Origin of the sequence: Arenibacter sp. S6351L (assembly GCF_023016025.1) — a bacterium.
GTDB classification, from domain to species: Bacteria; Bacteroidota; Bacteroidia; order Flavobacteriales; family Flavobacteriaceae; genus Arenibacter; species Arenibacter algicola_B.
This window is the reverse complement of record NZ_JALKBB010000003.1, coordinates 221,014-242,820: the sequence shown is the minus strand read 5'-3', so window position 1 is coordinate 242,820 and position 21,807 is coordinate 221,014. Positions and strand designations below refer to the sequence as shown.

The following is a 21,807-nucleotide window of genomic DNA, read 5'->3' as shown; positions in this document are numbered from 1 at the left end:
GGCCACACCATTGGAATCATCCATTTATTTTGGTTTTCAGTGTAAACCACAACATTCCATTTATTACAATACAAAGGAAGAGAAAGAATTTTCTTTAAGTTTTCCTATATCCTATCAAGTCTGGTTGGCAACAATAGGTATTTCCATACAAATTTTAAATGTTTATACGATTAAGCAATTGAAAATAAAATAGTCGAGAGGTAAAATCCGGTTAACTCCCACTATACTTGTATTTTTATTTAATTTCCAAAAAATAAAATGGCTGTACTAAATGTCAAAACAGCTCCATTTTAACTTTTCCAAGTATCTCAAAATCCATAAAAATTTCAGAAAAAGCAAGCCATTTAAATCCTTTATTTAGGAGAATCCAAATGTACATAATAACCAATGTTTCCAACATATTCAAGCGGTTTCACAACATTTTGTTGGCTTATATATAGTGTTGTTGTTGTTTTGATTTCAGGTATAAATTGTCAGAACCAAAATAATAGCACACCGAATGACCAGAAATTTACTTTTATTCATTTTTTTCTTTGGCTTTATAATATCCGTAAAAGGTCAGTTAAGTGATCTTCATTATCTACCTCCCTTAAAACAAGGCAAAAATAACCAGGCAGTTCAGCAACAGGCGGTTTACCTTTCTACACCGGAACCAACCGCATTTACAGTAAATGCCTATAGAGGTACCAATACAACACCTATTGCTACATTTTCTATTTCCAATACAAATTCGGCGGTTTATACTTTATCAAACGGGGACAACAATATTACATTGGTAGATAATTCAAACACTGGTGTGGTCCTGACCAATAGTGGACTCAGGTTTGAATCTCCCAGTGGGAACAAATTTTATGTGAATTATCGTGGCTATTCCACTTCACAGGCAACATCCCTGACTTCCAAAGGAAGGGTTGCAATGGGAACAAGATTTAAGTGGGGCGGGGTTCCCAACCTAGGGTCCGAAGTGTCGAAATCAAATACCTTGGGAATCATGGCAACCGAGGACAATACTATCGTAAATCTTTTTGGATATGATCCAGGTTGCGAGTTTCGGGTTGGCAATAATAGGGCCGGGATTACTGCAGATACCTACCAAATTACCCTGGACAAAAATGAATCTTTTGTTTTTGAAACTTATATTGGTACCGCACCAACAGCAGCCCATCGTGATGGATGGATCGGAGCTTCAATAGTTTCCGATAAGGACATTGTAATCAGTAATGGTTCAATGAATTTTGGCAGGGAAGAAAATTCATCCAACCGTGATGCCGGTATTGATCAGCCCGTACCGGAAAACCGATTGGGCAAGGAATATGTATTTGTAAGGGGTAACGGAAATGCGAATGGCTCAACGGAATTTCCCATTATAATAGGTACGGCCGATAATACGCAAATTTTTGTCAATGGTTCTGCTACTCCTGTTGCCACTATAAATAATGGAGAATATTTTGAGATACCGAGCAGCTACTATTCCTCTAACACCGTTGGTGCCAACATGTTGGTGAAAACCTCCAAGGATGCCTATGCCTATCAATGTTTGGCTGGTGCCAGTGCGGTTTACACCCAAGGTCTTAACTTCGTGGCTCCTGTTAACTGTTTGTTACCGGACGTGATGGATAATATTCCGGATATCCGAAATATGGCAGGATCACTGGTCACCGGAGGGGTAACCATTGTTGCAGCTGTAAATACACCGGATTCAAATATAGTAGTCAGTGATAGCAATGGTACCGTTACTTTGCCTCCTTCGGTTCCGGTTGCGGGATCATCGGATTGGAAGACCTTTTTTATACCTAATCTAAATGGTGATGTAAGTGTTCAATCTACGGGGCCCATGGCGATCGGATTTTTTGGATATAATGGTGCTAGAGGTGTTGCCGGTTATTTTTCAGGTTTTGATACTGTTCCGGTTGTAACCTTGGAAATTGTTGGGGGTGATGGATGTTTGCCCAATGCGGATATTCTAGAAGCTACCGGGAATTTTGACGCTTATCAGTGGTTCGAGGATGGTGTTCTGGTAGTTGGTGCCAATGAGTCCACTTTTAGGCCGTCCAAAGCTGGAGATTATTATTGCAGGGGAACAAAAGGGCCCTGTACCTATGATTCCCAGCCCATTACAGCATTCTATTGTGAGGAAGATGTTGCTTTGTCCAAAACAGTGGACAAGGCCGAAATATTGGAGGGCGAGACTGCAACCTTTTCTATTAAAGTTAAGAATAATAGTTCCAATCCCTTAACCAATCTGAAAATCACGGACAATATACCTTCAGGGCTTACATTTGAATCAAGTTATACCACTACAGGAACATGGGCCGGAAATACCTGGGACATTGGTACTCTTAACGGAGGAGCAACTGCTGTTCTTGAAATACAGGTTAGAGCGGATGAAATTGTTGGAATAGAACCCTTGATAAACCTGGTCAATACGGCAACAAATACTCAGGACCAAATAGATAATAATATTACAGAGGATATCCCCTCTGCACGTATAACAGTTCATAATGATTTTGACAAGGATGGGGTAAGGGATATTACCGATTTGGATGATGACAATGATGGTATTTACGATGAAGTTGAATGTGCTACCACGATTTGTTTTGAACCCATCCTGAACGATAGTTTTGAAAATCCCGTAATTCCAAACTCTTCCTATAGACAACTTAATGAAAATAGTGTTGAAGGCTGGTCTACCACCTCAACTGATGGGCGAATAGAAATTTGGTCCAGTGGGTTCCTTGGTGTTCCTGCATTTGACGGCAAACAATTTGTAGAACTCAATGCTACCCAAAATTCTGCCTTGTACCAAAACCTATGTTTAACTCCAGGTACCGTAATGAATTGGTCCATAAGGCATAGGGGGCGTGCAGGGGTTGATGTTATGCAGGTAAGGATCGGAGCAGACCTTGCAACTGCCGCCGTACAACAAACTATGAGTGATGGTACTACTGCATGGGGCTACTATTCGGGCAGCTATACCGTACCCAATAATCAGACCAATACCGTGTTTGTATTTGAGGCGGTTTCTACGGCTAACGGCAATTTATCTGTTGGGAATTTTATAGATGACATACAAATTAATATAGTCTCCGTTCAATCATGTAGTGATAATGACAATGACGGATTCCCTGATAATTTAGATTTGGATAGTGATGGTGATGGTTGTAGTGATGCCAATGAATATTATAGGGACCAAAATGCCGATGGTGGTGATGGTGGAGAATATGGGACGGGAACCCCAGTTGTTGACCCAATAGATGGCACGGTTGACGCTGCTTCCTATATAAAAACTGTGGCCCCTGAAATTCTTTTGGGTAATACCACTGAGAATTTGGGCGGAACGGACATCAATGGACAAGAAATAGCTCTAGGGGAATCCCTGGAATATGTGCTTAGATTTCAAAATACAGGTGATGATAATGCGGTAAACTATACCATTAGGGATGTTTTGCCTAAAAATGTCACTTTCGACAATGTAGATATATCGGATGCTCCCGGAGTAACCTATACCCATGATGCCATAGGTAATATTCTAAACTTTAGCATACCTAATAATTTGGTTGAAGTTGGTGATCCCGAATATAGTATTAGAATTGGCTTCACTACCGATTCAAACTGTTCAGAGTATCTTGATGCTTGTTCTTCCTTACTGGAAAACAGTGCTTATTCAACCTATCAGGGAGCAACAAATACACAGGTTTTTACAGACGAGAACGGCTCCATTTCCATTTCCGGCTGTCCAAGTACCCAAGAAGTTGCCAGTAATTCTATATTTAATGCCCTGGCCAATTGTAGCGAGGCAAGGACTGTACAACTATGTGGAGAGAATGTAGTTTTACGGGCCGGTCAAGGATTTTCCGCCTATAACTGGGTATTGGACAATAACAAGAATGGGCAGGTTGATTCGGGCGACACCGTATTGAACGATAATGATCCTGACAATGATCCGAGCACTCTTCGGGTAACGCTTGTTGGAGAATATATAGTGGAGAAGTCTTCCGGAGGCAGCTGTCCCGATAGGGATGAAAGGATTATTGTAGAACGATTTGGCTCTACACAGACCAATCCTATCGTAAATTATTTTAATCAAGTAAATGCCGATAACAACCCCGATAATGATATGCAGGGGGAAATCGTTACCTGCTCTATTGATGGTAGTATACTACCTAAGATTTTTTTATGTGGGGCTAATGATGAGGCACTTATCCAATTGGGTATAACCGATGCCGAAAGTATTGTTTGGCAGAAATTGGACGAAACCAGCTGTGATGATACCGGTGACGATTGCGCCAACAAGAATGGTACATGTACCTGGAATACATTGGTGGAGCAAGATAATTTTACTCTTACGGAAAGCGGGGAATATAGAGTGGTCATCAATTACCAATACGGTTGTTTTAGCCGCTTCTATTTCAATGTCTTTAAAAACAATATAGATCTGAACTATAATGCTTCCGATATTCTTTGTACTACCCCTGGAAACATTAGAATGACCAATGTAGCTTCCGGTTATGGATTTCAATTGGTGGATAGCGCTACAGATAACATTATTATTCCTTTTTCGGATAACAATGGTCCCAACTTTAACATTGCAACAAGTGGTACCTATAAGGTGCAAATTACACAGTTGGACCCAAGTGACAATACCCCAATAGAAGGCAGTTGTATTTTTGAAACAGAAGATATTGGTATTCAGGAACGTGACTTCAGCGTTAACCTTAGTACCACCCCGGCAGACTGTAATGATTTGGGAACCATTGGGGTCCAAGTCCTAAATGCCTTGCCGAATTACTCTTATGAACTCCGTTTGGACGATGGCAGTAATGGTGGACTGGGCTCTTTAGTGAGTTCCATTCCTAGTGTTAATGATAACACCCATACCTTCTCAAACATAAATCCCGAGGATTATATAGTAGTTACCCGTACCCAGGATGGATGTTATGATTCACAACAAATAACGGTTGGCGAAACCCCTGAATTGAAATTAACCGGTGTTACTTCACAAAATATAAGTTGTACTTCAGGTATGGCTACATTAACACCAAGTGGAGGAAGTCCTAGTCCAGATTACAAAATGGCTATTTGGAGTAAAAATGGGGCAGACTATTATACAAATACGTCCGATGTACCTTCCTCAGCACTTCAATCTACTACAAGTTTTTTATTTCGTACCAGTAGTGAAGCAGGTGAATACGAGTTTATTGTTTTTGATGGTAATGGATGCTATGCTATTTCCAATGTAGTTAAAATTGAAGATTTAGGGACACCATCCTTGTCGGCTTCACATTCTGAAATTGTGTGTGCAGATTCTTCAACCTCAACGCTCAACGTTACCGTTACTGGAGGTACTGCTCCTTACCGCTATAGTTTGGATGGTGGTACCACTTACCAAACTGGAAATTCATTTTATAACCTTTCGGCCGGGTTATATACCATAACCGTTATGGATTCCAGTAACAATGGCGGTATAGGCTGTATTGAGACCTTGGAATATGAAATAGACCAACCCTTTAGGTTAACCGCATCTGCCACTATAGAGGAAAATGCTTCTTGTAATCCTGCAGGTGCTTTGGTTAAAATATTGAATCCAAATGGAGGACAGCTACCGTATACCTTTAGTTTTGATGGTGGTAGTAATTTTAGTGGTGTGGACAACATGAATCTTGCCCCTGGAGACTATCAATTGGTCGTAAAGGATGCGTTGGGCTGTTCATATAATATGAATTTATCCGTACCAGCAGCAACCGCTGATCCAAGTTTTACAAGCGCCGTGGATTATACTTGTGATGGGACTGGGACAATAACTATAAATACATCCAATACTACGGACTTTACATATACCTATAAATTAAACGGTACCGATAATACACCTGCGGACAATAATGTATTTACTGGTGTATCCAATGGTACACAAACAATTACAGTGGGCTATGCGGGCTCTTTGTTGCCGGGCCAAAGTACTCTTTTTGAAGAAAATTTCGGAGCTGGTACAAGTACGCAGATCGGTGAAATTGGACCAGGTTATTGTTATGAACCTCAAGATGGAAGTACAACAAGCTGTAACCTTGGTCCTGCCGGCATTCTTGTGAACGGGGAATATACGGTTACCAATTTCATTACCAATCCAATAATATCAAGAAACCCAAATGATCATAGTGGACTTGTCGATGGAAGATTTTTAGCTATAGATGTTAGTACCACCGCAGGAGACAAAGGCATTCTTTGGGCAAGACGAGGGGTTGAGGTTTTACCAAACCGTGATATAACCATATCGTTATGGGCATTCAATTTGTTGACACCAAGTGGTAGTGGAAATAATCCGGAAATACTAATAGAATTGGTAGATATTTCCGGAACGGTAATCAATAGTATTGCCACTGCAGAAATTCCTAAAAATACCAGTGCAGATGATTGGCACAATCGATTGGTTACTTTTAACCCGGGAGTGAATACTACTGTAGATATTGTTCTGCGCAGTAACCTAAACAGCGATTATGGTAACGATCTTGTAATAGATGATATACAAGCCTTCCAAACACCGGAGTTATGTGAAAAAACAACAGACATAATAGTAGTTTTAGAAGACAACAAGGAATTTAAAGCAAACCTATTGGGGACTGTAGATCCAAGTTGTAATGCCGGTAGTGATGGTGCAATCCGTTTTGAAGTGTCAAATTATGATAGCTTAACAGGTTTTGAATATTCTGTGGATAGTGGGGTAAATTGGACAACCTCCTTAATTTCTCCTGTTACGACTACTGCAACCCTGGCCGATGGTACCTATAACGTTTTGGTCAGAAAGGTTGGCGATACAAGTTGTACATCAAGTTTTGATGCAACATTAAATGAACCATCATCAATTGTTCCTTCTTTAAGCCAGACCGTAGATTATACTTGTATTAATACCGGAGCAACTTTAAAAGCTTCGGCCACAGGTGGCTCTCCAGGCTATACCTATCAGTTGGAAGAAGCAGGTAGTGTGATTGTCAGGGCATATCAGACCAATCCTAGTTTTACAAATGTTACGGAAGGTGATTATTTTGTTCGTGTGAAAGATGCAAAAGGTTGCGAGGTGGTTACTGCTACATCTCTAACAGTAGATCGCTACCAAGATATAGATTTTGATCTTGACCCAACAGCTTGTTATGACGGTTTAAATAATGCAGCCATAACCGTTTCAGTTACCTCAGGAAATGGTGATTATAAGTTTAGATTGAATAGTGGTGCTTGGATATCCCCTACTCCAACTACATCTTCCAAGTATACTTTTTCTGGGTTATCCAATGGAAGTTATGATGTAGAGGTAACAGATGTTTATGGCTGTGTGTCTACCGTAAAAACCATTGACATACAACCCAATTTAACTGCAACTGTAGATGTAGTAAATGTTAGTTCTTGTGCAGATGGCAGTATCACAGTTAATGCAACTGGCGGCGATGGCAATTTGGCATATGCCTTTGTACCTACCGGAACAGGTGTTACAGCAACAGATTTTAGTGGAAGCAATGCATTAACGGTAGCCACGGCTGATGCCGGTACCTACGATGTTTATGTTTGGGATAATGGTGCATTGGACCCTCATTGTGTTTATATGGAAACGGTTACCGTTAATCCTCCTACACCTTTAACGTATACGGCAACCCCGACAGATCCAAATTGTCATGATGGGCCTGGGAACATAGCTATTTCGGTTACCTCCGGAATTGCCCCCTACACTTATGAAATTATAGATTTGGACAATGCAGGCGCTTCCAGTGAAACCACTGCCAAGGTTACAAATACTACCAAAACTTTCTATAATTTGGCGGCCGGAAACTATACCATTAATGTTACGGATGCTTCAGGATGTACGGTGGAAACCACACCAATCACTATAGCAAATCCTGATGAACTTACGGCCGATTTGGAATCTTTATTATCCGGTGATTGTAATCCGGCAACTGGATTTAGATTTGTTAATTACCCTTTAACGTTAAACGGAACCTTGGAATTTAGCCATGATGGTGGTGCATCTTGGCAAACCTCGGATACTTTTGATACACCTACTTATACCCTAACTTCTGGTAATGCGGTTGAACCATCAATAAGAACGGTAGATGGTTCGGGCAATACCTTATGTAGGGTAGATTTATCCAAATATATTATAAGTTACCCACTGGATGACCTGAACATCACCGTTTCTACGGTAATTAAAAACTGTAATGAACTGGAAGTTTCGGTTCAAGGTAATTTAGGTTCGGCCCCATATCAATATACCTATACCGATGACCCTGCAAACTTTAATGCTTTGGCGCCGGAAAACGGTTGGACAGCAGCTAAAGGATTGGCGGATCCGGAAGTGTTCACCGGATTAATACCGGGAAGGACTTATGTGTTCTACGTAAGGGATGATAACGGATGTATTAGGCAAAGTGATAAAAACGTAGCAACCTTAAAACCTAATCCAATTGATATAACAGTTTCTTACAAACCTTCATGTTCTTCAATGGACAATGGTAAATTAATTTATACGCTAACGGACAACCAGGCACCTACCGAGGATGACATGCGGTGGGAATTGTATAATTTAAGCGGCACTATTGTTCGTTCCAGTGATAATGGAATTAATTCTGGTCTTGCTGGAGAAATTATTGACTATGATTCGGAAATCATTATAGATAATTTACCGGCAGACGAATATTATATTGTTGTAACAGAAGTAAACGGTGTTACAGATACATGTATCTCTGCCTCGGAAAACCTTATTTTGGAGGAGTTGGATCCTATTACGGCAACCTTGAATAAGCTAGAGGATATGTCATGTGCCAACCCAGGCCTAATAGCTATAAACGGTATCAACGGTGGCGGTGGCACCTATACCTTTAGAGTTACAGATGATTCGGCAAATGAAATTGTTACAGGTACAACGGATAACCCAGTAGAAATACCTGCCAACTCACCTTCCGGTGATTATTATGTAGAGATTACTGATCAATATGGTTGTGCTTATCCATTGGGCTCCATAACAATGACCCTACCGGCAAACCCTACATTTTCTACAGTTGTGGATAATTGTAGTACAACTCCAACATTAACCATTAGCGCATCCAGTAGTTCTGCTACCATATTATATTCCATTGATGGCGGTACTACCTATTTGGATAATGCTGGTGTATTTAAAAATGTTACGGCAGGCAATTACTCGGTATTTATTAAAGATGGTAATGGTTGTATCGCTTCAGCTCTTGTGGATGTTTATCCATCGTTGCAAGCTACAGCTACTTTGGAAAAAAGTCTAGGGTGTGGTGTTGGTGAGGAAGCAGAAATATTAATTAAAGCAACCACCGGTTCCGGCAATTATGATTATCAAATAACCAATACATCGGGTACCGTTGTCGCTAGACAGGCATTCACTTCACCCGTAACAGAATTGGTAAATGTAGCAGATACCTATACCATTACTGTATTTGATAACGATACTTCTAGCCCCGAATGTTCTAGGGTATTTACTGTGGAGGTACCTCCTGCTGTTCAGCCCAGTTTTACTGCAACCCCAACGGATGTGAGTTGTAATAATGCGGCAGATGGTACTATAGTTATATCAGAAGTTAATAATGGGAACAATCCGTTAACATATAGTTTAGCGCCTAATAACGGTAGCTATAATCCATTGACCCGTACCTTTGAAAATCTTCCGGCCGATATTTATGAAATAACCGCTACAGCGCCTAACGGTTGTGTTACCACTAGGAGCACTATTGTAGTAGGTGAACCAAACAGTATTACCTTTGATCCACCATTGGTAAATCCATTTGGCTGTACCAGCAATAATACCACCAATAATGCAAGTATAGTAATCAATATGGCCAGCATTACTGGTGGCACCAACAATTTTGTGCGATTTGAGTTTGAGGATGTTGCTACTGGCAACATGCTTCAAAATGGTACGGGAGCTACTTATACCTTTACGGATTATGCAGGTGGGGATGTTATTGTAAGGGTTTTTGATGATAAAGGCTGTAATGCGGAAGTAACGGTGAACGTTCCCCCTTACGATAAGCTGGTTTCAGCTGCGATAAATGTACTGGACCCTATAAGTTGCGCCAATGCAGGTGAAGACATTAGTATAGATGTTACTGGAAGTTTATCCAGTTATGCAACCAACCCTGGTGATTATATGTTTACCCTATTGCCAGCGGGTACTCCACAAGCATCAAACCTATTTCCTGATCTACAGGCTGGGACACATACTATTTTAGTAGAAAATGTGGTGACAGGTTGTGAAATTACGGTAACCCATATCGTAAAAGAACCGAATACTTTTAGCGTTACCGTTGAAAAATTAACCGATGTGGTCTGCTTTGGTGGTGATGGCCAAATTAGACTTACCATGAGCGATGCCAATTATTCCGGCGGTTTCACTTACTATATATATGAGACTAAAGGTACGGTAGATATAGCAGATGATGGTGCGGCTGTTGTAAATGGTACTTCTCCAGACTTTGGACCTACCCCAGCTATCAATGTACCAGCGGGGAACTATAGAGTTGAGGTGGTACAGGATGATATCCCTAATTGTAGTCAAAATAGAATATTTACTATAGCTACCCCACAGGCAGCCTTGGATCTGGACCCAATTGGTTTGGAAGATGTTGGTTGCAGTAATGATCAAGGCTCAGCAAGTATTAAGCCCACTGGAGGATTGGCACCCTACAACATTACTATTGTCAACAATGCAACAGGAGTGTCCACTACGGCATACAGTGTTAATTCCAATCTTTTCCAAGGATTGACAGCTGGTCAATATACCGTAACGGTGGAAGACGCCTTAGGTTGTTCAAATCCGTTTGTGAACGTATTTGAACTATTATTGCCAGACCCTATTTCAGGAACTACAACCATAACCGGCTTAGTGTGTTCTGGGGATAAGGATGCTTCATTGTCCTTTAGTTTAAACCCTAGAAACGTAACTTCCAACTACAGGTATAAATTAAATACCTATAAGGATGCCGCAGGTACTGCTTTGGTGCAAAGTACCGCCACTCAAACGTCACCTAGCTTTATAAATTTAGGAGCAGGTTATTATAGCATTACTGTATTGGACGCTATGGGCTGTACGTTTGAGTCATCCATTATAGAAATCGTAGAACCCGAGGAAACTAATGGTATGTTGTTGACTACTGCTACTTTAAGTTGTGGCAATGGAGCTGAATTGGAACTAACGGCAAGCGGAGGTACCGGCCCTTATACATGGAGCACGGATGGAATTGTCTTTAACGCCATGAATGAACTCAATGGTTCCAACACACAGGTATTTCAAAATGTTGTTGATGGGAAGTACCAATATTATGTACGGGATCGTTTTAATTGTACTTCTATTATTTCCAATGAGATAACTATTAATCCAATAGAAACTCTGTCGCTTACTGTGGATACATCCGCTGCTGTAATAAACTGTAGTGGAGAAAGTTCAGCCTTGATCGTTGCCAAGGCAGATGGTGGGCTGGGCAATTATCAATATGGTTTATTCTCGGATTCTGGATTGATCAATGAAATACGACCATACCAGGCAACAGGACTGTTCGACAATCTTCCACAGGGAACTTATTATGTAAGTGTCCTTAGTGAGGACTGTCAGGAAACGTCGGAAGAAATAAGGATTTCGGAACCTGAAGCGCTAATGGTCATTCCAACTATTATGGACGTTCAGTGTGCCGGAGAGGATAATGGTAGCATTGTCCTTGATGTGGAGGGAGGAACGGGTATTTATCAATACGCCATTTCCCCCAATTTAAATCAGTTTGATGATAATAATACCTTTGATGAACTTGCCCCTGGCGATTATAGGGTAATTGTTCAGGATAGCAATGGTTGCTTTGAGTTGATAGAATTCAACATTGTAGAGCCTCCCGTTCTGGAAATGGAACTGACCACCACTCCCGAAGTTTGCGTTGGAGGTATGGACGGAACTATATCGGTGAATATTAATGGAGGAACCGCACCTTACAGCACCGCATTAAACTCTAACAATGACTCTGATTTTACGGATGGAAAAACGGTCTATGGGAATTTGTCTGGCGGCACCTACCTCCTATTTGTTAAGGATGCCAATGGATGTGTTAGTAGCGGGGCCATTACGGTTGAAGGCGGAGCCAATCTTAATGCCGAGGTACAAGTGATTTATGAATGTACAGGGGATACTCCCAACAATTACATAGAACTAAATTTAGAGGATGATGCTGTTGCAGCAGATGTTATGTATGCCTTGGATTCAACAGATCCCAACGATTTAGTGTTGGAGGCCAACTTCAATGATTTGGCACCTGGCAGTCATTATATTACCCTGGCCCATGTCAACGGATGTATCAATACCCTAAGCTTTGAGGTAGAAGGTTTTGAACCTTTGGAACTCGTTTTGGAACAAAGCAACCTAAATGAGATCAGTGCTTTGGCAACTGGTGGCAAGGAAGGCTATACGTACTATTTTGATGGTCAGAACAATGGTGAGGACAATGTCTTTAATATTCGTAGAACGGATACCTATACCGTAAGAGTTGTGGATGCCAACGGTTGTGAGACAACGGCGTCGATATATATGGAATTCATTGATATTGAAATTCCAAATTTCTTTACCCCTGATGGTGACGGAAAAAATGATTTTTGGATTCCGAGGAATATTGAGCAATTTCCAGACATTTTTATTAAAATCTATGATCGCTACGGTAGGCAGATTTATATCATTAAAGATAATGAACAAGGCTGGAACGGCCTTTACGATCAGGTAGATTTACCCAGCGGGGACTATTGGTACATTATTAAATTGAATGGTGAAGAAGATAAGAGAGAATTTGTAGGGCATTTTACCTTGTACAGATAATATATTTCAAATAGAATATGAGCCCTTCCTTAGTAGCGAAGGGCTTTTTTATTGGACTGCCACACTTAATTAAAACCTGCGAAACCCCCAGTTAGCTTCAAGGAAAACTAATTAAATAGAGTTTATGTCTTATAGAGTTAGCCATACAATAAAAAACTACTCTAAATTGGAAACCGTTTTTTCCAAGATGGCCCTAACACGATGTTTTAGAACTTCGGGCTCTATGATCTCGGCATAATCCCCGAACATGAGATACCACCTAGGAAATCCATGTTCTACATCCGATGTCATAAATGTCATTTCTACTTTTTTGCCCTTCACCTTTTCAGATATAAAACCGTAATGTTTCCTATTGCTGTTAATAAACCTGGCAATGTTTTTATCCACCAATATTCTTACCCTGGTTTTTTGAGCATTAACATCTTTACTCAAATGCTCATCCAAGCTCCCGTGTTCTCCGGTAAAGGAAAGAGAGGTTCTTGCAATGCCCAACATCCTGTCCGTTCTAAATTGTCTATAATCATTTCTATAGTGACAATACCCCAGAACATACCAAAAATTATTTTCATGAAATAGTCCCACAGGTTCTATATGACGATCGGAAGGGTGCTCGCTCTGCATGGAGTGATATTTTAAGAATACCTGCTTTTTTTCAGCTATACTTTCAAAAAGAATTTCAAGCGCGTTCGGCAAATCTTCATTGAACAACTGTTGTGATGGATCTACGGATATTTGGGACTCCAAGGCAGAAATCCAATCTTTTTCACTGCCCCTTAAAACAGACTTTAGCTTGAACATTGCAGATTGATGATAGCTGCCAAGCGACTTGTCCACAAACTTCTGCATTAGTTTTTCGGCAGCCACAAAGCTGCCTACTTCCTCACGCGTAAACATGACCGGGGGTAGCCGATAGCCTTCCATAATGGAATAGCCAACACCCGCTTCACTTATAATGGGGACACCAGAGGCTTCCAGGGTTCTAATATCCCTATAAATAGTACGCAAACTTACCTCAAATCGGTCCGCCAACTCCTGCGCCTTTACAATACGTTTGGACTGTAATTGCACCAAGATCGCTACTATACGATCAAAACGATTTACCGTATCTCTACCCATAATTGCCTGACATATATCCCAAAGATAGGACTTCAAATAAAAGTATAATTCAAAAATCGACTTTGTTTTGTCCATATGGTTACTGGATTAACTATGTTAAAATTTCGCGCACCGATATTTTCAAAATCAGTCTACAAATTAAAGCAGGCCAGGTGACAACCTTATGTCAACATAGTTATTCTTATTTATATCTTCACTTGTAACCAATTGATATTAGGGTTTTTAAATATTTTTTTTACTACTGACATAGGGCTGTCACCAGCCATATTTAATTTTGGTCATGAAATATTAATCACTTAAAAAATTAAACTATGCACACTACATTGAACAAGACCCCGCAAGTTATTTCATCACAAGAATTGCTGGATCATTGGCAAGGACATAGGGCGCTGACACGTAGGACTATTGAAGTTTTTCCTGAAGAGGCCTTTTTTAGCCATACTATTGGGGGTATGCGCACATTTGTCGAAATGGTTATGGAGTTATTGGCAATAGCCGGACCCGGGTTAAAGGAAATTGCTACTGGAAAGTCAGCTCCTTTTAATGAGCATTTGGAACACGGTAATAAAAAAGACCGACTACTGGAGCTTTGGGATAAGGCTACCGCGGAAATCAATACTTATTGGGCACAGATCAAGGAGGAGCAATTTCAACAGAACATCAAAATATTTGGTCAATATGACTGTACGGTAAGGTCTTCTATCTTTTACTTTATAGACAATGAAATTCACCATAGAGGACAAGCTTACGTTTATCTAAGAACTTTGGGAATAGAACCACCTGCCTTTTACGAACGCTAATTGAATTGCAACATGAAAGAAGTATTGGTATTTAAGACGTCAATTAACAGTAAACGGAAAGTGAAAGTCTTGAAACCAGATTTGAACAGATTGGTTGCCAATAAGGGCTATTGGAATTTTGATCTGGAGGATTGTGATAATATCCTCCGGGTCGAAACCCATATGGTCACGGCAACTTCCATAACCAGTCTTTTGAACAATCATGGTTTTTTTTGTGAGGAATTGTATTAATAACTTATGGCTGCTATAGATGAAAATTTATTGGACTGATCCTAGACTAACTTCTTTAAATGGAAATATCTTTCAGGATAGTTCTTTTGAAACTTTCTGATACGCTGTGCATCTATTTTAGAATAGGTCATTTTTCAATCATTCCAATGCGCATCTATTACCTTTTGGATGTGCGGATATTTTGCATCGGTCTCGTTGAGGTCTTCCCTCAATTTGATTAGTTGTTCCTTCAAATTGGCAATTACCGCTTTATTGGCAGGGTCGTTATAGGCGTTATTCATTTCATTGGGGTCTTTCTTCAAATCATAAAACTCCCAGGCTGGAGGAGTGTGGTTGCTAAAGTCGTTGCCCCAGCTCTCTTTGTTCCAGGTGGTATTTGGGTCATCGGTATCTGCCCAATACTTTCCATAGAAAAATATTAATTTATGGTCTTTCGTCCTAATACCAAAGTGCGCGGGGTTTTGGTGGCGGTGCGCCATATGCATCCAATAACGGTAGTATGTGGCCTGTTGCCAGCCATCAGGTTCCTGTCCTGTTTCCAATATGGTTTTAAAACTGTGGCCCTGCATATAATCAGGGGTCTTCCCCCCTGCCAATTCAATCAAGGTGGGGGCAAAATCTGTGTTGTTGATAATAGCATCGGTACGTGTTCCTGCTGCAATGGATTTAGGATATCTCACAAAAAATGGCATGCGCATGGATTCTTCGTACATCCATCTTTTGTCTATGTAATCATGTTCGCCCAACATAAAACCTTGGTCCCCGGTATAGACAATAATGGTATTGTCCAAAAGATTTTCCGCTTCCAAATAGTCCAACAAACGCTTTACATTATCGTCCACACCCTTAACACATCTCAGGTATTTCTTTAAATAATCTTGGTAGACTTTGCTAGTATAGTCTTTTTCTTCCGCTGTCATTTCCCACTTTACATATTCCGATGGGGCAATATCTCTTGCATTCCTATATTTTTTATAAACAGTGGTATCGTTCCAATATATATTGTTGGCCTGATGGCGAATTAGGTTACGGTGTGAAACGGAGGATCCAATTATCCTGGTAAGGGAATCGTTTTTGCCCCTAGTAGCTATTGATCCATTATTGCCATTATTGTATAGACTTTCCGGTTCGGGAATAAAAGTATCGGCCAAATATTCCTCATATCGGGGTGCATATTCAAAATCGTCATGTGGAGCTTTAAAATGGTGCATCAGGAAAAATGGCTTGTTGGGATCCCTCTTGTTTTTTAAATAATCTAAGGTAATATCCATAATATTATCCGAGGAATGCCCTTTGGTCTTTACCACATTATCGGGCCATGATTTTTCACCCCTCACTAGAAATTCGGGGTCAAAATAGTCTCCTTGCCCGGGCAAAACCTTATAGTAATCAAAAGCTGCGGGCTCGTCATGAAGGTGCCATTTACCCACAATGGCCGTTTGGTACCCCAATTTCTTCATCTCTTTTGGAAGATACTGCCTATCAACCCCAATAATACCTTCTAGGTCCAAAACTCCATTGGTCTGCGGGTATTGTCCAGAAATAATAGAAGCCCTACTCGGAGTACATATGGAATTGTTTACAAAACAATTGTCAAAAATTATTCCTTCGTTGGCAATCTTGTCCAAGTTTGGGGTCGGATTTAATCCGGCCAGCCTACTCCCATAAATACCAAAGCCCTGGGTAGTATGGTCATCGGACATGATGTATATTATATTGGGTTTTGTTATTTCCCGTTCTGCGGTCCTGTCCCCACACGAGAAAAGTGACAAGGCAACTAATACAAATAATAAGGCGGTTGGAGTATTTGGTTTTTTCAAAATAATAATTTTTGGTTCGGATTATAAAAATAATCCTTTTAAGCTTTAGTAAGTTTACAGATGTTTAAATAAATACCGATTAAGTTTTTTGGACCATTAGGGAGTCTTTTGTATTAATGGAGGCCCAAAACTATATAATAAGGCAATAACATGGCCTTTTTCACTACTTTAGATTTTCCTCGGACAACAATAATTCCGAATGCACTTTTTTTTAGTATTTTAGGATACTGATCACCTAATTTTATGCTATAAGGATAATATTAACCTTTCAAATAATTAATTCTGAAAAAAGTAACAACCATAAATTTCTCTCACAAGAAAATAAGGCAGAACAAAAATAAGTGTAGCAGGTTAATCGGGTACTTGGCTATTAATGTACAATTCTTAATATTAATATTGATCATCTTGGTTTCTTGTGAGGGAAAGCCTCTGTATGAAGGACCGCTTAGTCCGGAAGAGTCCATGAAAACTTTTCAGTTGGCAGAAAACTTTAAGGTAGAAATATTCGCATCGGAACCATTGGTCATAGACCCGGTGTCCATGCAGTATGATGGAGATGGAAATGCTTACGTTGTCGGCATGCTGGATGCCTACAAGGACGATTCTGTAAAAGGAAAAGGAAAAATCGTTATGTTAAAGGACACTAATGGCGATGGAAGGGCCGACACGTCTACCGTTTTTGTAGACAGCCTTAGGGAGGCAACAAGTGTATTGCCTTGGAAGGGTGGCCTTCTGGTATGTGCAGCGCCCAATATCACATATTATAAGGATACTGATGGAGATGGACGTTCAGATTTAAAAGAGATTCTTTTTAGCGGCTTTTTTAATAAGAATGAAGAAGTGCAAATCACCAATCTTCGTTTTGGTATTGATAACTGGATCTATGCAAACAATGGTGGGCAAGCAGGTGAAATAAGTTTTAGCCGCCGACCCGATGCACCCCGGCTAAATGTGCAGGGTGCCGATTTTCGCTTCCGGCTAGACCGCAATGAATTTGAACGCAGTACAGGCCCAGGTCAGTTTGGCCTTGCCATTGACGATTGGGGCCATCGGTTTTTTACAGCGAATTCCTTACACATCCGTGAGGTGGTAGTTCCTTTGAGATACCTTGAAAGAAACCCTTATCTGCCAGCTTCAACTAAAAGCACGATACAAAATATTTCGGACCATGATCCGCTTATGCACCAGTTAAGTGAAACGCCGTACTGGAGACAGGAACGTACCGACCGTCGTAATAAGAATTACCAGGAAAATAACCTTGACAGGGTAGAATATGCAAGGGGTCATTTTACAGGGGCTTCAGGTGGTACGTACTACGATGGCGATAAGTTTCCAAAAGAATATTATGGCAATATATTCACAGGCGATGTTGCAGGCAGCTTGGTGCACAGGGATATTCTTTCTGTTGTTGATGGTTTACCTTATATGGTAGCAAAGCGTGGAGAAAAGGAAAAAGATAAAGAATTTATGGCAACTACGGATTCATGGTTTCGTCCTGCAAATTTTTCAGTAGGCCCTGATGGTTATCTGTATATTATGGACATGTACCGGCAGCATATTGAGACTCCAATGTCTATTCCTGAAGACTTACAAGAGACCATGGATTTCGATGCCGGGAATGAATATGGGCGTATTTACAGAATTGTACCTAAGGATGTTGGTCCTTATAAGCCAGTGAACCCCAATCTCACTAAAGTATCTTCTTCCGAGCTGGTTAAAGCGTTGCAGCATGAAAATCGTTGGTGGAATCTTACAGCTCAAAGGCTTCTTTTAGAGCGCCAGGATAAAAGTGTAATACCCGAAGTAAGAGCCTTGTTTGCCCAAAGCGAAAATCCAAGATTCAGATTACATGCCCTATATGTTTTAGAAGGAATGGATGCTCTGGATGCTGTTACTGTGATGACTGCAATGAAAGACCCTTCAGCAGGAGTGAGAGAAAATGCTGCGATACTTTCCGAACGCTTTCCCGATTGTGTATCCCAGTTGGCGGAAATGATCAATGACCCTTCGATCAGGGTCGCTTTCCAAGCTACTTTGAGTTTAGGCCAATTCAAAGATAAAGCGGTGATACCCGCACTGGCAAAAGCCTTGGAGCTACATGGTCAGAGTTCATGGTTCAGGACTGCAGTGTTGAGCTCAGAAGCTGGTTCGGGTATAGACCTTTTAAAAATCTTGGAGAGGAATTCTTTTTTTAAGGACGCCTCATCGTGGAAACTGAATTTTATTGAGACTTGTTCCAATGTCATTGGTGCACGTAATAATAAAAACCAGATCTCAGGTTTATTAAGCTTGCTGGCCCAATCCTCACTTTCAAATACAGCAGGCTTGCAGTCGGCAAGTATTAAGGGATTGGTGGAAGGAATTGAAAAATCAGCCGGCTTGGAAAATTCATTAAAAGAAAAATTAAAATCTATTTCATTGGAAGCAGAGGGCAATGTCCCTAAAGCAATCCAGGATTTAATAGAATTGTATACTAAATGAACAGTAGCTAATAACATCTAAATATATCTATTAAATAAACAGTTTTAAAAATGGGCATAAAGAACAATTCCAGAAGGAATTTTATAAATAAATGTTTTAGTAGCGGTGGTTTATTTATAGGGGGTATGCTACTTATTAACTGTCGCGGTAAAAATGAATCACCCGGCGATGAAAGTGAGACCAAGATACAAGGCAATTTAAAAGACCCTTGTAAGGACCTAACAGATGTAAGTGACGGGGAAATTAAAAAGCGCGAAAGCTTGGGTTATGTAAAACAATCTGCCGTTCCTAATAATTCATGTGGTAATTGCGCGCTCTATATTCCTGCGAAGCCGGATAAAAAATGTGGGGGATGCATCCTATTTAAAGGACCCGTTTATGTCGAGGGCCATTGTATTCAATGGGCGGCCATTACTACATAATTAAAAAAAATCAAATGGAAAAAGTAAAAAATGTTTTAACCACTCCCCTATTAATTTAGTTCTTATGTCACAGTCAAAAAAAAGTTTTTCCCGTCGAGAATTTATTGCAGGTACTAGTTTGTTTGCACTTGGTACCTCTTTAAAACTAAACGCGTTTAATGGAATTTCAAGCATCAAAAAAGAACCAATAATTGACATTCATCAGCATACTCATTACGTGCAACGCACAGATGAACAGCTGCTGGCACATCAAAGGGCAATGGGCATTACTACTACTATTCTTTTACCATCAGGGCGTCCAGTAAATTCGCCATCAACTCACCAGGGCGTAGCCAATGGATTGCAGGCAGAAGCAGGAGGAAATGCAGAGTGTTACTTATTTGCAAGCCAACATAAGAAGGAATTCCGCTTTGGGGCATGTGCTGTTCCGGATATGAAAGATGGTCTTTATGAGATTGAAAAATATTTAAAATTGGGTGCGGTGGTTATTGGGGAATTGAAATTTGGTGTCACATGTGATTCGACCGAGATGCAAAAAATTTACCAATTGGCAGAAAACTACAATGTACCGGTACTCATGCATTGGCAGCATGAAATGTATAATTATGGCTTCGAACGCTTTTATAAAATGCTGGAGAAATATCCGAAAGTAAATTTCATCGGCCATGCCCAAACCTGGTGGGCCAATATTGACAAAAATCATATGGACCAATCAGTCCTGTATCCTAAAAACCCTGTTACACCAGGAGGAATTACAGACCGATATCTGAGTGATTATCCCAACATGTATGGCGATCTTTCTGCTGGCTCAGGTTTAAATGCGCTTACCCGAGATGAAGACCACGCCAGGTTTTTCCTGGAAAGGCACAAAGACAAGTTATTGTACGGTAGTGATTGTGCGGATCCCACAGGATCGGATCCGGATAGTTGTTCCGGTACCCTAGATATTGCTGAGATACGTAAACTGGTATCTAAGCCAATCGAACGCAAAATTTTATATGAAAATGCAAAGAATTTATTCCGTCTATAATCAATTGAATATTCTATTTCATAATGATTTGACGAATGGTCAAGTAGGCCTTGGTTAATAGAACTTACTGTAATCCGATCTTCTACGCTCCTTAAATCTAGAAATATCAAAAACCAAAAATAATTCCAGCGAATTGGGTATATATTGCTTGGCATCGCCACCAAAGGGCAATCTATAGTTTAACCCAAATTCAAATGTTTCCAAGGCAAGGCTGGTGGCAAAACCTATTTCGGAAAAGGAAGCATTTTCCAAATAACTGAGATGTTCGTTTATGCCAATACTAAAGTTGCCAAGGGTAACATCCTGATAAAAATCCAATCTAGTATTTGGGCCTTGTATAGACACTGCATTAAATAAATATAAATAGGAATGCTCTGGCAATTTGGCCTGTCCATATTTATTGATATCCATTTCATAACCAAACTGCCCGGAAATAAGCATGTTTAAATTCACGTTATTTTCACTTTGTTTGGAAGATATTCGTGGCTGATTCAAATGCTTAAGGGAAAGCCCAAAAAGAGTATTTATATCGTTATGTATCAATACCGAAGCCCCCATATCCAAATAGCCGATATTTTCGGAAGCCGTAATGGGATCAATGGTATTGGCACTAATTTGACCCGTAAATATGTTTATTTGATCCTGAAAGGTAAGATTGTTAAAATCATATCTGTAATTGCTATAGGCGGCAGTTATTCCAGGATATAGTATCCAATCGTTCTTTAAAACCAATTTGTACATATAGCTCAATGCCGCAGAAGTATAATTAAATCCTGAATTGTTCAGGTTATTGTTGAACAGATCTACGCCCAGTTGAAAATTGTATTCTTCAAAGGCCGTTGAGCCAAAGGCATATTTATGCTGGGATTGGTTTCCTTGGCTCTGACTGGCAAATTCGGCCAAGACCCCTATCCTAGTTTTATCCTTAAAAGCATGAAAACTGGGGTTTAAGGAAGCCGGCACCTTGCTTAAGTTGTTCACAAATTTTTCCTGAGCGTTGGCCCCCAACGTAATAAGAATAATTAGTAGGGTTATTAGATTAAGTTTCTTCATC

General features: G+C 40.2%; 9 protein-coding genes. 6 read left to right on the top strand and 3 right to left on the bottom strand.

What is annotated here, in order from left to right; genetic code table 11:
- Positions 1-499 precede the first annotated feature (499 nt).
- Positions 500-12,853: a T9SS type B sorting domain-containing protein gene (locus MWU82_RS04315; protein WP_247095350.1), complete on the top strand. Its 12,354-nt coding sequence runs from the start codon at positions 500-502 to the stop codon at positions 12,851-12,853.
- Positions 12,854-13,009: 156 nt separating this feature from the next.
- Here MWU82_RS04315 and MWU82_RS04310 read toward each other — a convergent pair whose 3' ends face one another.
- Complete coding sequence (locus tag MWU82_RS04310) at positions 13,010-13,969, bottom strand: YafY family protein (protein ID WP_247095375.1); 960 nt, start codon at positions 13,967-13,969, stop codon at positions 13,010-13,012.
- Positions 13,970-14,280: 311 nt separating this feature from the next.
- Between MWU82_RS04310 and MWU82_RS04305 the strand changes: the two genes are divergently transcribed.
- Both MWU82_RS04305 and MWU82_RS04300 read left to right on the top strand, forming a co-directional pair.
- Positions 14,281-14,769, top strand: a complete 489-nt coding sequence (locus tag MWU82_RS04305) for a DinB family protein (RefSeq protein WP_247095349.1) — start codon at positions 14,281-14,283, stop codon at positions 14,767-14,769.
- Positions 14,770-14,781: 12 nt separating this feature from the next.
- On the top strand, positions 14,782-15,000 hold the full coding sequence (locus MWU82_RS04300) for a hypothetical protein (protein ID WP_215949860.1): 219 nt from the start codon (positions 14,782-14,784) through the stop codon (positions 14,998-15,000).
- Between the two features lie 134 nt (positions 15,001-15,134).
- Here MWU82_RS04300 and MWU82_RS04295 read toward each other — a convergent pair whose 3' ends face one another.
- The gene (locus tag MWU82_RS04295) at positions 15,135-16,772 is read right to left on the bottom strand and encodes a sulfatase (RefSeq protein WP_281502398.1); all 1,638 of its coding nucleotides are present in this window, start codon (positions 16,770-16,772) and stop codon (positions 15,135-15,137) included.
- 510 nt (positions 16,773-17,282) lie between these two features.
- Between MWU82_RS04295 and MWU82_RS04290 the strand changes: the two genes are divergently transcribed.
- The 3 genes from MWU82_RS04290 (at position 17,283) to MWU82_RS04280 (ending at position 20,753) form a co-directional block, all read left to right on the top strand.
- On the top strand, positions 17,283-19,301 hold the full coding sequence (locus MWU82_RS04290; protein ID WP_247095348.1) for a PVC-type heme-binding CxxCH protein: 2,019 nt from the start codon (positions 17,283-17,285) through the stop codon (positions 19,299-19,301).
- Between the two features lie 50 nt (positions 19,302-19,351).
- Positions 19,352-19,723 (top strand): high-potential iron-sulfur protein, encoded by a 372-nt coding sequence (locus tag MWU82_RS04285; RefSeq protein WP_247095347.1) that lies wholly within the window; start codon positions 19,352-19,354, stop codon positions 19,721-19,723.
- Between the two features lie 64 nt (positions 19,724-19,787).
- The gene (locus MWU82_RS04280; RefSeq protein ID WP_247095346.1) at positions 19,788-20,753 is read left to right on the top strand and encodes an amidohydrolase family protein; all 966 of its coding nucleotides are present in this window, start codon (positions 19,788-19,790) and stop codon (positions 20,751-20,753) included.
- A 54-nt stretch (positions 20,754-20,807) separates the two neighbouring features.
- Here the strand turns inward: MWU82_RS04280 and MWU82_RS04275 are convergent, their stop codons facing one another.
- Positions 20,808-21,806 (bottom strand): PorP/SprF family type IX secretion system membrane protein, encoded by a 999-nt coding sequence (locus tag MWU82_RS04275; RefSeq protein ID WP_247095345.1) that lies wholly within the window; start codon positions 21,804-21,806, stop codon positions 20,808-20,810.
- Position 21,807: the final 1 nt, after the last annotated feature.